15 protein-coding genes are annotated in these 13,982 nt (G+C 35.4%); 13 read left to right on the top strand and 2 right to left on the bottom strand.

The window, feature by feature from the left end:
• Positions 1-91: 91 nt before the first annotated feature.
• On the bottom strand, positions 92-553 hold the full coding sequence (locus RBH94_RS12885; RefSeq protein WP_307881270.1) for an Lrp/AsnC family transcriptional regulator: 462 nt from the start codon (positions 551-553) through the stop codon (positions 92-94).
• 159 nt (positions 554-712) lie between these two features.
• Here RBH94_RS12885 and RBH94_RS12880 point away from each other — a divergent pair, with 159 nt between their 5' ends.
• The 12 genes from RBH94_RS12880 (at position 713) to RBH94_RS12825 (ending at position 12,197) form a co-directional block, all read left to right on the top strand.
• The gene (locus tag RBH94_RS12880; RefSeq protein ID WP_307881269.1) at positions 713-1,927 is read left to right on the top strand and encodes an aminotransferase class I/II-fold pyridoxal phosphate-dependent enzyme; all 1,215 of its coding nucleotides are present in this window, start codon (positions 713-715) and stop codon (positions 1,925-1,927) included.
• Positions 1,928-2,152: 225 nt separating this feature from the next.
• Positions 2,153-3,622 (top strand): Na+/H+ antiporter NhaC, encoded by a 1,470-nt coding sequence (nhaC, locus tag RBH94_RS12875; protein WP_374047669.1) that lies wholly within the window; start codon positions 2,153-2,155, stop codon positions 3,620-3,622.
• A gap of 139 nt (positions 3,623-3,761) precedes the next feature.
• On the top strand, positions 3,762-4,403 hold the full coding sequence (locus RBH94_RS12870) for a peroxiredoxin (RefSeq protein ID WP_188221846.1): 642 nt from the start codon (positions 3,762-3,764) through the stop codon (positions 4,401-4,403).
• Between the two features lie 7 nt (positions 4,404-4,410).
• Entirely contained in the window at positions 4,411-4,725 is a 315-nt protein-coding gene (locus tag RBH94_RS12865) for a co-chaperone YbbN (RefSeq protein WP_188221845.1), read from the top strand.
• Positions 4,706-4,963: a hypothetical protein gene (locus RBH94_RS12860; RefSeq protein ID WP_188221844.1), complete on the top strand. Its 258-nt coding sequence runs from the start codon at positions 4,706-4,708 to the stop codon at positions 4,961-4,963. The genes RBH94_RS12865 and RBH94_RS12860 overlap by 20 nt, the downstream gene beginning before the upstream one ends.
• A gap of 196 nt (positions 4,964-5,159) precedes the next feature.
• Positions 5,160-5,978 carry an AraC family transcriptional regulator gene (locus RBH94_RS12855; RefSeq protein WP_307881267.1) on the top strand — a complete coding sequence of 273 codons (819 nt, stop codon included), beginning with the start codon at positions 5,160-5,162 and terminating at the stop codon, positions 5,976-5,978.
• A gap of 82 nt (positions 5,979-6,060) precedes the next feature.
• Entirely contained in the window at positions 6,061-8,535 is a 2,475-nt protein-coding gene (locus tag RBH94_RS12850; RefSeq protein ID WP_307881266.1) for a TonB-dependent receptor domain-containing protein, read from the top strand.
• A 262-nt stretch (positions 8,536-8,797) separates the two neighbouring features.
• Positions 8,798-9,244, top strand: coding sequence for an SRPBCC family protein (locus RBH94_RS12845; protein ID WP_307881265.1), 447 nt, complete (start codon positions 8,798-8,800; stop codon positions 9,242-9,244).
• Positions 9,245-9,308: 64 nt separating this feature from the next.
• A complete protein-coding gene (locus RBH94_RS12840; protein WP_307881264.1) occupies positions 9,309-9,683 on the top strand; it encodes a hypothetical protein in 375 nt (124 codons plus the stop codon).
• 175 nt (positions 9,684-9,858) lie between these two features.
• Positions 9,859-10,281, top strand: coding sequence for a sulfur reduction protein DsrE (locus RBH94_RS12835; protein ID WP_307881263.1), 423 nt, complete (start codon positions 9,859-9,861; stop codon positions 10,279-10,281).
• 14 nt (positions 10,282-10,295) lie between these two features.
• Positions 10,296-11,315 (top strand): TQO small subunit DoxD, encoded by a 1,020-nt coding sequence (locus RBH94_RS12830; RefSeq protein ID WP_307881262.1) that lies wholly within the window; start codon positions 10,296-10,298, stop codon positions 11,313-11,315.
• A gap of 87 nt (positions 11,316-11,402) precedes the next feature.
• Complete coding sequence (locus RBH94_RS12825; RefSeq protein WP_307881261.1) at positions 11,403-12,197, top strand: cation transporter; 795 nt, start codon at positions 11,403-11,405, stop codon at positions 12,195-12,197.
• A gap of 5 nt (positions 12,198-12,202) precedes the next feature.
• On the opposite strand, the gene RBH94_RS12820 is transcribed toward RBH94_RS12825, so the two are convergent.
• Positions 12,203-12,655, bottom strand: a complete 453-nt coding sequence (locus tag RBH94_RS12820; RefSeq protein WP_307881260.1) for an Lrp/AsnC family transcriptional regulator — start codon at positions 12,653-12,655, stop codon at positions 12,203-12,205.
• Positions 12,656-12,837: 182 nt separating this feature from the next.
• Here RBH94_RS12820 and RBH94_RS12815 point away from each other — a divergent pair, with 182 nt between their 5' ends.
• On the top strand, positions 12,838-13,959 hold the full coding sequence (locus RBH94_RS12815; RefSeq protein ID WP_307881259.1) for a histidine decarboxylase: 1,122 nt from the start codon (positions 12,838-12,840) through the stop codon (positions 13,957-13,959).
• Positions 13,960-13,982: the final 23 nt, after the last annotated feature.

Genomic DNA, 13,982 nt, shown 5'->3' with positions numbered 1-13,982 from the left:
AATTGGTTTGTGAGTTTTTAAGTGTAATAAAAGTATAAAAAAGATTTCACTAAATAGGTATTTATTGATTACTCGAGTAATCCTTTTCATATTATTCGAAGTTTATAGCGGTACTGTATTTTACTTCATTAATCACAAACATGCTGTGTGTGCTGCCTATATGATTAATGCTGGTGAGCTTTCTTACCATAAATTCTCTGAAGGCGGTCATGTCTTCAACCATTACTTTAAGCAGGTAATCGTACTCCCCACTAATATGATGACACTCCAGAACCTCGTTTAGTTTAGCTACTTCTTTTTCAAATTTAATAACCACATCCTGTGCATGCTTATCCAGTTTAATATGACAAAACGCCACAAAGGCTTTATTTACCTGATGCTTATTCACCAGTGCCACATACTTGCTAATAAAGCCTTCCTTTTCAAGTTTTTTAATGCGTTCGTAAACGGCAGTAACCGACAAGTTTAATTTATTAGCCAGTTCTTTATTGGTTTGCTTGCTGTCGGCTTGTAGAAACTCCAAAAGCTTTTTATCCGTATTATCAAAAATCATAATTGAAAATTTTTCGTTTAGAGTGGATCAAAATCCTTAGATACTAAAAATTAATCTATTAAATATACAATTTACAGATTTAAAATCTAATAAAAATACAAAGTGTTGTGATTCATTCTAAGTTATTGTAGTTTAAAGTCTACTTTAAAACAACACACTATGGCATTTAAACCAGCAAATAACATTCAGGATTTACAGTATTTTGGTGAGTTTGGAGGTGTAAACCCATCCATTTCCGATTCATCAACCTATACGTTTTTATCGGCAAAAACCATGTTCGACACTTTTGAAGGCAATGCCGATGGTTGCTATTTATATTCTCGCCATTCCTCACCTTCCAATTTATATTTGGGAGAAGCTCTGGCTGCCATGGAAGGCACCGAAACCGCCTGTGTAACGGCCTCTGGTATGGGCGCCATTACATCGGCACTATTACAATTATGCGAAAGCGGCGATCATGTAGTTTCCAGCCGCACCATCTACGGCGGAACCTATGCCTTTCTAAAAAACTTTATACCACGATTTAATATCCCCACATCGTTTGTAGACATTACTAATTTAGAAACCGTAGAACAGGCCATTACCGATAAAACCAAAGTTATTTATTGTGAGACGGTAAGTAATCCATTATTAGAAGTTGCGGATATTGAAGGGTTATCTAAAATTGCCAAAGCTCATAATTTAAAACTGGTGGCCGATAATACCTTTTCTCCACTATCCATTTCTCCTAAAACCTTAGGTGCCGATGTGGTCATTCATAGTTTAACAAAATTCATAAACGGTGCGAGCGATACCGTTGGCGGCGTGGTTTGTGGCACACAGGATTTTATTAATGATTTACGTAATGTAAATACCGGCGCGGCAATGTTATTAGGGCCTACCATCGATAGCCTTCGTGCGGCATCAATTTTAAAAAACTTAAGAACGCTGCATATCCGTATGCAGCAACATAGCAAAAACGCACTGTATTTAGCTGAAAAATTTGAAGCCGATGGTTTAAAAACCGTGTATCCAGGGTTAGCATCACACCCTTCGCATAATTTATTCAAAAGCATGATGAATGAAACTTACGGCTTTGGCGGCATGCTAACGATTGATGTTGGTAATTTGGATACAGCCAACGCCTTAATGGAACTCATGCAACATAAAAACCTTGGTTACTTAGCGGTTAGTTTAGGCTTTTATAAAACCTTATTTTCGGCTCCGGGAACCTCGACATCATCTGAAATTCCTTTGGAAGAACAACATGCTATGGGTCTAAGCGATGGATTAATTCGCTTCTCCATTGGTCTTGATGCCGATATAGAACGTACCTATAAAACCATGCGAAAATGCATGGAAGAATTAGGTATTCTTGAACCCACAATGGTTTAGGATTACTGAACTACGATAACTAGAAGTCTAAAACTCGTTATAATTTGGTTTGTCAAGTTGAGCCTATCGAAACTGATAATGATATAAGTACGATAAAAATATTTCGACAAGTTCAGTATGACATCGAACCTACTTTTTAACCCCTCTTCTTTTATAGTACCTTGTAAAAATTGGATTTGCGTAACTTCTTTCAAAATTGTAACATTACATTCTAATTTCTTTACAATGCAAGACAACAACAATATCTCTGAATTTGAAGCCGGTAACATACATGTCATTAAAAATAAAGAATTAAGTATCTGGGAAGCCTTAATCCCGGTGGTACTCTTAATTTGCTTGCTTGTTTATAACATAGGTTTTGTTGACGATCAGGAGTGGTTTGGCACCTATACCAATCAGATAATTTTATTGTTAGGTGGCGCTATTGCTGCTATTGTTGGTCTTTTGAATAAAGTTAGTATTCAAATTATGCTAAAAGAAATATGGGAAAACTTAAAGAGTGTATTTATTCCTATCATAATTTTATTTTTAGTAGGCGCTTTAGCCGGAACCTGGCTTATTAGCGGTGTGATTCCCGCCATGGTGTACTACGGATTACAAGTACTTAACCCTTCTATATTTTTACCTGCATCGGTTATTATTTGTGCCATCATCTCGATTGCAACGGGAAGCTCGTGGACTACCTCGGCGACCGTTGGTATAGCTTTAGTGGGTATAGGAACCGCTTTAGGCATCGACACTGGTATGATTGCCGGAGCTGTAATTTCCGGAGCATACTTTGGTGATAAAATGTCCCCTTTAAGCGATACAACTAACCTCGCCCCTGCTATGGCTGGAACCGACTTGTTTACACACATCCGTTATATGAGTATGACAACTGTACCGACGTTAGTGGTTACTCTTGTATTTTTTACGGTATTAAGTTTAAATGTAGAAACCTCAGGAAAAGCCGATTTAGGTGATTTGCTTAGCACGATTGCTTCTACTTTTAATATTACACCAACACTTTTTGTTGTACCTGTAGTCGTTATTGTTTTAATTCTATTTAAAACCAAACCCGTTCTTGCATTAACCATCGGTGTATTGTTAGCTGCTCTTTTTGCTTTTATTTTTCAAACGTCTGTATTAGACATTTTATCGGGCTCTGGGTATGAGGCTATAGTAAATGCGATTTTTACCGAAACTCAAATCACCACCGAAAATGAAACATTAAACGAATTATTTTCTTCAGGTGGTATGGAAGGTATGATCTGGACCATACTATTAATTATCTCTGCAATGGTATTTGGAGGTATTATGGACGGCATTGGAGCTCTAGCACGTATTACCAAATCCCTGCTTAAATTATTCCATACTACATTTGGTTTATTCGCCAGTACGGTGGCTAGCTGTTTAGCCATTAATTTCTCTGCCAGCGATCAATATTTAGCTATTGTGGTTCCCGGAAAAATGTATGCCAAAGCGTTTAGAGAAAAAGGACTTGCGCCTGAAAATTTAAGTCGTACCCTTGAAGATTCCGGAACCGTAACCTCTGTGTTAATCCCATGGAATACCTGTGGCGCCTATCAAAGTGGCGTTTTAGGGGTCGATACATTACACTATGCTGGTTATGCTATTTTCAATTGGCTGAGTCCGTTTACAACTTTATTATTTGCCGCATTATCTATTAAAATCAGGCAACTTACTGATAAATAAGAGTGTACTATACTTTAAATAAGTTTCCATAATTAAAACTTATCATCCAATAGATTTTTAAGATTTTATTAATCCAAATAATCGTGTCTCGTTTCTATATTTGCAGTGTTAAAATTAATAACCTATAAATAAAAAACACATGGCATTAGTAGGAAAAAAATTCCCAAATTTAAATGTTGACGCAATGAACGATTTAGGCGATACTTTTAAAGTAAACGTTCTAGAAGAAGCGATTAACAACAAGAAAAAAGTACTTTTATTCTGGTACCCAAAAGATTTTACTTTTGTATGTCCTACAGAATTACATGCTTTTCAAGCAGCTTTAGGTGAGTTCGAAAAACGTAACACGATTGTAATTGGTGCGTCTTGTGATACTCCTGAAGTACACTTTGCTTGGTTAAGCACAGCTAAAAACAACGGTGGTATCGAAGGTGTTACGTACCCGTTATTAGCAGATAGCAACAGAAACTTATCTAGCATTTTAGGTATTTTAGATATTACTAAAGAAACTTACGACGAAGAAACTGGTACAGTTCAAGTTGAAGGCGATAACGTAACTTACAGAGCTACTTACCTAATCGATGAAGACGGATTAGTACAACACGAGAGCATCAACAACATGCCATTAGGAAGAAACGTTAACGAATACTTACGTTTAATCGATGCTTTAACTCACGTACAAGAAAAAGGTGAAGTTTGTCCTGCAAACTGGGAAGAAGGTAAAGATGCAATGCAAGCTAACGCTAAAGGAACTGCAGAGTACTTAGCTCAATTAAACTAATCTACCCATGATTAAAGAATTAGAACAAGATAATTTAACAGAACTTGTATCGCAAAACGATACTGTAGTTGTGCAGTTTTCAGCAACATGGTGTGGTAACTGCCGCATTATGAAACCTAAATTCAAAAAATTAGCAACAGAAAACGAAAACGTTACGTTTGTAATGGCCGATGCCGAAAAGTTTCCTGAGTCTAGAAAATTAGCAACCGTAGATAACTTACCTACATTTGCGACTTTCAAAGGTGGAGCTTTTGTTAATCAAGTTCAAACAAACAAATTCGATGTTTTAAAAGATCTAGTAAATGAAGTTACCAGTAATTAAGCATTTAACGCAATTTATTGAGGAAAATGATGAAGATTTCGTAATCGAAACCATCGAGACCCTTGAAGCGTTAACCGAAGTTCCTTCGTTGAAAGATGAAGAATTAGATGTTATTGGAGAATTAATCTCTAATATGTACGGTGCTGTTGAGGTTAATAAAATGATTAAGGACGGTACACCTAAAAAAGAAGCCCTGAATAACTTTATGGGTCGCGTTTTAGGTTCAATTGATAAATAAACTTTATCACATTTCTAGCTCGATTATCGAGTAACGTAGAAATTATTTAGTACTAAAAAAGCCATGATTCTTTATTGAATTGTGGCTTTTTTATATGTTATATCCCCGAAAGACAATTATTAAACCATAATTGACAAAAAAATAACTCCATCCTACTCCTACTTCCTGTTAAATTTGCACTTCAAATACATGTGCTATGCAGACGACAGATATTCGCATAAAAGACAAAATACCAGCATCCGATTTTTTAAAGATTGAAGTTTTCGATGTCAATAAACGCTACACAAAACCTCACAAGCATAACAAATATTTAGAACTCGTATATTTTACTGAAGGTAGCGGGTTTCATTATCTCGACACGACGCCTTTCGAAATTCAACCACCAGTGGCCTTTCTAATCCATCAAAACCAGGTACACCATTGGCATATCAACACCATACCTAAAGGTTATGTTATTATCATAAAAGAACGGTTTTTAGAAACTGTTTTAGATGCCTCAATTCCTTTGTTGCTAAGCAAACTATCGTCTTTTGATGACATATCTCTACCTCAAAACCCTATTATTGATGCGTTATTTCAGGCCTTATGTTTAGAGATGAAAAACCAAATCCCTGAAAACGATGTGATTGAAGGCGGACTAAAAGCTTTGTTTTCGAAACTCCTGTCCTATACCAATCAACATGTAAAAACTGCTGCAGATGGTATTGAAACAAAATTCATTCAATTGCTTTCTGAAACCTTACGAAACAATGTAGGACACTATGCTGTAGCGCTTAATACTAGCGCGCAAAACCTTAATAACATCTGCCAAAAAGCTTTTCAAAAGTCTGCTTCAGATATTATTGCTGACCATTTAATTAAAGAGATTAAACGGCAATTATTATATACTTCAAAAAACATTAGTGATATTGCTTACAGTCTGGAGTTTAAAGACACATCTAACTTTACCAAATTTTTTAAAAGACATACAGGTTCAACACCGCTTCAATTCAGAAAACAAGAGGTTATTGTTTAATATGTACCATTAATTTTTCATTTAGACCAAAATCAATCCCTTTAATAATGTAGCTTGCACCGCTTAATTCAAACCTAAATTTATGCTTAAACCGAATACGTTTTTATTCCTATTCACCTTCTTTTTCGCTTACCAATTTGGATTTTCTCAAATAACTGGCCGTATCTTGGATGAAACCAACTCGCCTTTAGAATATGCTACAGCGGTGATCTATCGTCAAAACAACAATGAAATGGTTACTGGTGTGGTAACAGACTCCAATGGTTACTTCGAAATTAAAAACTTTAAAAAAGGAGAGTATTATTTAAAAGCTTCTTTTATTGGCTACCAAACAAAATCAATTAACGGTATCACGCTTCAGCATACAAACCAAACTATCGATTTAGGTAATATACAATTAGCTTTAGGAAACACCTTAAATGAAGTTGTTGTAAAGAGTAAACAAGCTACCGTAACCAATAAAATTGACCGACAAGTATTTAATGCAAACGAGTTTAAAAGCGCTCAAGGAGGTTCAGGAATTGATGTGATTCGTAACCTGCCATCAGTAAGTATAGATGCCCAGGGAGACATTAGCGTTCGTGGATCTTCAGGTTTTGTTGTTTTATTAAATGGTAAACCTGTACAGGGTAATGCCAATGCCTTAATTGCTCAACTACCTGCCAATGCTATAGAACGTGTAGAAGTTATTACGGCGCCTTCAGCAAAATATGATCCCGAAGGAAAAGCTGGTTTACTTAACATCATTACCAAAAAAGGTGCTGCCAATGGTGCTTTCGGACAAATTAATGTAAAAGGCGGACTTCCTTCTATTGAAACGTATGATAACGATAAAGTACACCAGCGTTACGCTGTAGATGCGACGTATAACCTTAGAAACGATTTTTGGAACGTCTCATTGGGGGCGAGCTATCAACGAAACGACTTAGGTGGTCGTCGTGAAGGTGATGTATATACGATTATTAATGATGAAAAAACACAGTTTCCTTCTACAGGAGAACGCAGTTTTGATGAAATTAATTACAGCGGACGTTTTACTGTGGAATACACGCCGGATACAACAAATACATTCTCGTTAGGTGTTTTTGCCGGTAAACGTGATAAAGACCGACTAGCCGATATTGTGTACTACGATAACCACGCGGTATCGCCTGCTGACAGTGATAACCGATTGTATACCTTCCAATATTACAATCACAATTTAAGAAATCGTACAAGTGATTTTGCTTTAGGAAGTTTTGACTACGATCATATCTTTAAAAACACCTCTAAATTATCGACTTCTGTTTTATACGAATACACACTTTTAGGAGGCCCAACCGCAAATCAGAATTTGGGATATCCTGATACTTCGGTACTATACCAAGATGAATACAACACCAACGACAACCCGTTACATGGTATTCGTGCGCAAATAGACTATAGTTTTAAACCTTTCGATTTCGGACAACTGGAGATTGGTTATCAATACCGTAATCTGGACCATACCGGAGATTTTATTTATGAACGACGTACAGATTTTAATGATGATTTCACCTTGGTACCAGAATTTTCAAGTGAGGTAAATTTAACCCGTAACATCAATTCATTTTATTCACAGATATCTGGTAAAAAAGGCAACTGGGATTATTCGGCAGGTGCTCGATTGGAAGTCATGGATCGTGTTTTAACTTTAAAAGATAAAGCCAACACCATTAATGACACCTACAATTACGACTTTACCAAGTTGTACCCTTCCGCATCACTTCAATACGCTATAAACGACAAAACCAACATAAAAGCAGCCTACAGTAAGCGTGTAGAACGTACCACGACTTTTAAAATGAATCCGTTTCCCGAACGCGAACACTCTGAAACTTTAGAACAGGGAGACCCGGAATTAAAACCAGAATTTATTGATTTAGTAGAATTAGGCGTTAACAAAAAAATGAAAGGTGGTAACACCATTTTTGCTACGGCTTATTACAGAAACACACAAAACCTTGTTAATCGCGTAAATACCATCTATAACGATACAATTTTAAACCGTATATACTCTAACGTAGGAAAAGCGAAAGCTATCGGAATTGAATTAGGCGCTGAACTAAAACCCAGTAAGAACTGGACTAATTTTATAGGTGCCAATATTTATAATTATGCTATTGATGGTCGTTTTGATAACAGACCTGTAGATTCTGAATCCACTCAGTACTCTGTAAACCTGAATTCCACTTATACGTTCTGGCAAAATGCGTCACTACAATTTACATTTAACTATCTGTCTGAGCGTGTTACAGCCCAAGGTGAAGACTCCAGGTTTTATTCTCCGAATTTAACCTTTCAAAAATCATTTTTTAATGATGCCCTAACTGCTACCCTGCAATGGCAGAATATCGATATGGGATTATTAAGCACTAACGAGCAGCGTATAACTACGTACAGACCAGGTGAATTTTATACCACAACCAACTACATTTACGAGGTAGACATGGTATTTATCAACTTATCATACACCTTTAAAAACGGAAAAAACAAATCGAAGTTTATAGAAAGTGAATTCGGTAAACGCGAGTTTTAACGGAGTATAATCCTCAAAAACTTTTATTAAAACGCCACGATTCTTTATTGAATTGTGGCGTTTTATTTTGGGTTTCATTCGATATTCCTTCGGGATTTGTTCGAGTTTTCTTCGTAAATACTGGCTTTTACCGAAGGATTCCCGAAGGAATATCGAACATGACTCGAAGGAAACCCCTAAAACCCCTAGCTAAACTAACTAATTATAAAACTAAAATTTTCACTATTTTTAATAAGAATACGTTTTTTAATTCTCTTTCATCATGGCAACAAACAAAGTCACACTACATCGGATTCTTAAAAGCACTCCCGAAAAAATTTTTAGAGCCTTTACCGACCCCAATGCTTTAGCAGCATGGAGTCCGCCGTATGTTTTTTTATGTACCGTACATGAGTTTGATGCTACTTTGGGTGGTAAATACAGAATGTCGTTTACAAATTTCTCGACAGGTAACAGTCATTCTTTTGGTGGTGAATTTCTTGAACTGGAACCTAATAGTTTTATAAAACATACCGATGGTTTTGATGATCCTAACCTGCCAAATGTCATGATTACCAGTGTTTGGATTAAAGAAGTGTCCTGTGGCACGGAATTAAAAATTGTACAGGAAAATATTCCTGAAGTCATTCCTGTAGACATGTGCTATCTGGGCTGGCAGGAATCTTTAGATAAACTTACCAAATTGGTGGAACCCAATATTCCCGATTAATTCTTAATATTTATTAAGAAAACTATAACATGGTAAGCCTAAAGCTTTTTATATATTTGTTTTTATGCTCGAAAAATCTAACCTAAAAACCGTATCTAAAGCACTTGCATTACTGGGGCTAACCCTGGCATTAGTGATTTCACCGTGCAAGGTTAGAAACTTCATTCAAGATGAATTAGGGGTTCCACAAACTGAAATCTCTAATAAGAATAAAACCACTTTCAGTGAAAGCTGTAGTGATTTCGAACTTTCATTAAAACACTTAGACCTTGAAAATAATACAGTTTCAAATGTTTTCGGTGTTCTAAATTATCTTGATTTTTCGTTTAATACTTTAGCGGTTAAGCGATCTTGTTTACTTCCTGAAAGCTATGACGCCCATACAGTTTCGTCAATACCCTTTTACATTCTATACCAGAATTTTAAAGACTACCTGTAATAACAGCACCGCTACTTCTTACATTTTGTTATTCATTCTCTGAAATAACATTATAACAATTTTTCAAAATACAACTCTAATGTCGTTTACAATTAAGTATAAATGGCAGTAAACTTCTGCGCGTATTACTTGATTAAAAGGCTTTGTTGTATTTAATATTTAACATTCAAACATTATGAAAACCCCAATACATTATATTTCAATTTTGGGCTTGGCGTTGTTGAGTACAATAACATTACATGCACAGCACGTTAACCCTGAAAAGCATAATTACTTCATTCTTTCTAAAAACATTCAACAACTTAAACCCATAACTATTACGGCTCATGCTTTAGCTGAAGAAGATTCAAAAAATCATGGTGAATTACATGTCGTATTCTGCGGAAAAACGGTTCGGGATATACCTGGCAGTGTTATGTTTAACAAACTTCTTGAGGATAGCAAATCAGCACCTATTAAAATATTTGTTTGTGGCCTGAGTCTGAAAAAATTTAACGTTACCCTTGATAATCTACCAGAAAACATCAAGGTTATTGACAATGGTATACTCTACGCTTTACAGATGAAAAAACAAGGATTTATAAGTCTAACCATTTAATAACCTCACTTAAAATGAATACATTTAAAATAAAAAACGATGCAAGACTTTTAACGCTTGCTTTAAGACTGGTTGTTGGTTGGACCTATTTTTCGGCTTTCTGGAGACGTACTATTTTAACTAATAAATTAGATCCGGACACCGCCAGTTATATCGGTGAAAAGTTTAATCACTTTCTCCCAAATGCCTTAGGTATAAAACCGCTAATTCAATATATGGTTGAAAACCCAGATATCCTTTGGTGGAACATGGTTTTATTTACCATTATTGAAGGGGTTGTCGGCCTTTTTATTATGTTGGGTTTTTTTACGCGCCTATCAAGTATTGGAGTTTTTGGCTTAGCCATGGGAATACTCTTAGGTTCTGGCTGGATTGGCACGACATGTTTAGATGAATGGCAAATTGGCGTACTTGGTATCGCTACCGGATTTGTTCTATTCTTAAGTGGTAGTAGTACGTATTCTCTAGATAATTATTTCTCCAAAAAACAATACTCCTTTACAACAAAGAATTGGTTTAAATGGTTAGGCTCCGGTGAATTACCAATCAACACCCATAGGTTTCCCAAATTAGTTTTGATTGGTTCTTTAGTTATTCTAGTAATTACATTATCAACCAATCAAATATTTCACGGTGGTATATGGGGTACACTTCATAACAAATCTGTAAAACCTAAACTAGAGATTACCAACGGAACAATACAAAACAACACACTTTCGTTTGATGTTTTTAGAACGGAAGGTGTCGATGTTTATGGTTCCTGGACCATTACAATTGAGTTGTTTAACGATAAAAATCAATATGTTTTGAAATACAATCAAGATGATTTGGCTGCGTTATCAAATGAAAACATTCTAAACTATTACATTACCAAAATTAAACCCGGAATGCATAGTTTGGTTATTCCTTTGGGAGCCAAAGCTAAATTAACGTTTAAAAGTCCGGAGTTAACACATCTGTCTAAAGGCAAATACACCCTTAAAATCACCGATATTAGTGGACATTTCTGGGAACATATCATCGTTATTCCTTAAATATTATAAGTTCAAAACGGTTTAGACAATACATCTAAACCGTTTTATTTAAATTTGTTACTAGTATTGAAAACCGAACTTTTTAAGATGAACAAAACCACTTTTGAAATTACCAAAATGGATTGCCCTTCTGAAGAAAACCTGATTCGAATGAAACTGGAAGGTCTTAGCAATATTAACCATTTAGATTTCGATATACCCAACCGAAAATTATTTGTTTTTCACTCAGAATCATCAGAAGCCATAGATTCAGCCTTAAAAGAGCTAAATTTAGGAAGTCAGAGATTGTCATCTGAAGTTACAGAGGTAGTCCATTTTGAAGAGCAAAGCAACCAAAAAAAGCTTCTATGGGCGGTTCTTGCCATTAATTTCGGATTCTTTGTTATTGAAATGATAACCGGCCTATTTTCAAAATCCATGGGCCTAGTTGCTGACAGTTTAGATATGCTCGCTGATAGTTTTGTTTACGGCATTAGTTTATTTGCTGTTGGAGGTACCATCATTAGAAAAAAACGCATTGCTAAAATTGCAGGTTATTTTCAGATTACCCTTGCCTTAATTGGCTTTACAGAAGTCCTTCGACGTTTTTTTGGAGCAGAACAACTCCCAAATTTCTCGACTATGATTACAGTGTCTATTTTTGCACTTATCGCAAATGGTATATGCCTTTATATTTTACAAAAATCAAAAAGTAAAGAAGAGGCACACATGAAAGCAAGTATGATTTTTACATCTAACGATGTTATCATTAACCTTGGTGTTATTATAGCGGGGCTTTTAGTGAATTGGTTGCATTCAAGTAAACCCGATTTAATTATTGGTACTATAGTGTTTGTTTTAGTAGTTCAAGGCGCCTTCAGAATTTTAAAACTGAGTAAATAACCCCTCTACAATTCATAAACTGTAGTATCTTTAACCGACTCCATAACAAACGAACTGTTAATGGTCGATATACTATCTAACAGCGACAACTTGTCTGTAATAAATTGTTGATATTGGGTGATATCATCAACAACAATCTTTAATAAAAAGTCGAAATTTCCCGAGATGTGATGGCATTCCATAATCTCAGGAAAATTTAGGGTGTATGCTTTAAAATCATCTATCAACCCCTTATGATGTCTAATCAACGTAATCTGACAATACGCTACAAACTTCTTCCCTATTACCTCTCTATCCAGTAAGGCGACATAAGATTTAATAATCTTAGCCTGCTCCAACTTCTTTACACGCTCGTAAGTAGGTGTTACACTTAGTCCAACCTTACCTGCAATTTCCTTAACATTTTGCTTCGCGTTAATCTGAAGTTGTTTCAGTATGCTTTTATCTATTTTATCCATTGTAGATTATATTTCTAAATTTCATCAACACTTTACACCATATCAGTATATAATATCTGCAAAAATAACATATAAAGATTTATTTTCTAAATAATTTATATTAACAAAAATACAGAATTATAAAACATAATTTTGAAGTGTTTAAATTCTTTAAAACAAACAAAACAAAGACATCATAACATATGAATATACAAGCCCAACTACAACACACTTTAAAAAACATTAAAAAAGCCAGCAACTTGTTTTTAGGATATCCCATTTCCAAAGATTTTGATTATGCACCATTATTCGAATTCTTAAAATACCCGATAAACAATGTGGGAGACCCCTTTATTAATAGCACTTATAAAGTACAAACCCATGAGATGGAACGTGAGGTTATCGAGTTTTTTGCTGATTTATTCAGAGCTAACGCTAATGATTATTGGGGGTATATTACCAATGGTGGATCGGAAAGTAACCTTTATGGATTATACATTGCTCGTGAATTATACCCAAAAGCTATGGTCTACTATTCTGAATCGACACATTACAGCGTTAAGAAAAATATCCATTTACTTAATATCCCAGGTATTGTGATTCGTTCGCAGGAAAATGGTGAAATAGATTATGAAGATTTACAGAATACGCTTCAGTATAATCGACATAAACCAGCTATCATCTTATCGAATTTCGGGACCACAATGAAAGAGGCTAAAGATGATATTTCCAAAATAAAAGGCATTTTAAGAAAATTAGCTATTCAAGATCATTACATTCATTGCGATGGCGCATTATCAGGAACTTACGGTGCATTTTTAAATGATAGAATTCCTTATGATATTACCGATGGCTCCGATAGCATTTCAATAAGCGGTCATAAATTTATAGGATCGCCAATACCTTGTGGTGTAATCATTACAAAACGTTCCTTGAGAGATCGTGTCTCAAAAGGCGTAAGTTATATCGGCTCTTTAGATACTACCATTACTGGCTCTAGAAACGGACATAGTGTTTTATTCTTGTGGTACGCTATTAAACATATGGGAGTCGACGGATTAAAAGCACGCTACAAGCATAGCTTAGAAGTCGCTGAATATTGTAAGGCCAGATTGTGCGAACACGGTATTAAAGCCTGGAGTAACAACGGGTCGATTACAGTGGTATTGCCAAAAACTTCAGAAGCCATAAAAAATAAATGGCAATTAGCAACCGAAGACGATGTAACCCATCTCATTTGCATGCCTAACGTTACCAAAAAACATATTGATGTATTTGTTGAAGATTTGATTAAAGAGAAAGAAGCTGAAACCGTGTTAGTATAAATATCCAGATAAAAGTATATTCT

The sequence above is a fragment of the Aestuariibaculum sp. YM273 genome (genome assembly GCF_030908365.1).
GTDB lineage: Bacteria > Bacteroidota > Bacteroidia > Flavobacteriales > Flavobacteriaceae > Aestuariibaculum > Aestuariibaculum marinum.
The sequence above is the reverse complement of the archived record's forward strand: the minus strand, read 5'-3'. Positions and strand labels throughout refer to the sequence as shown.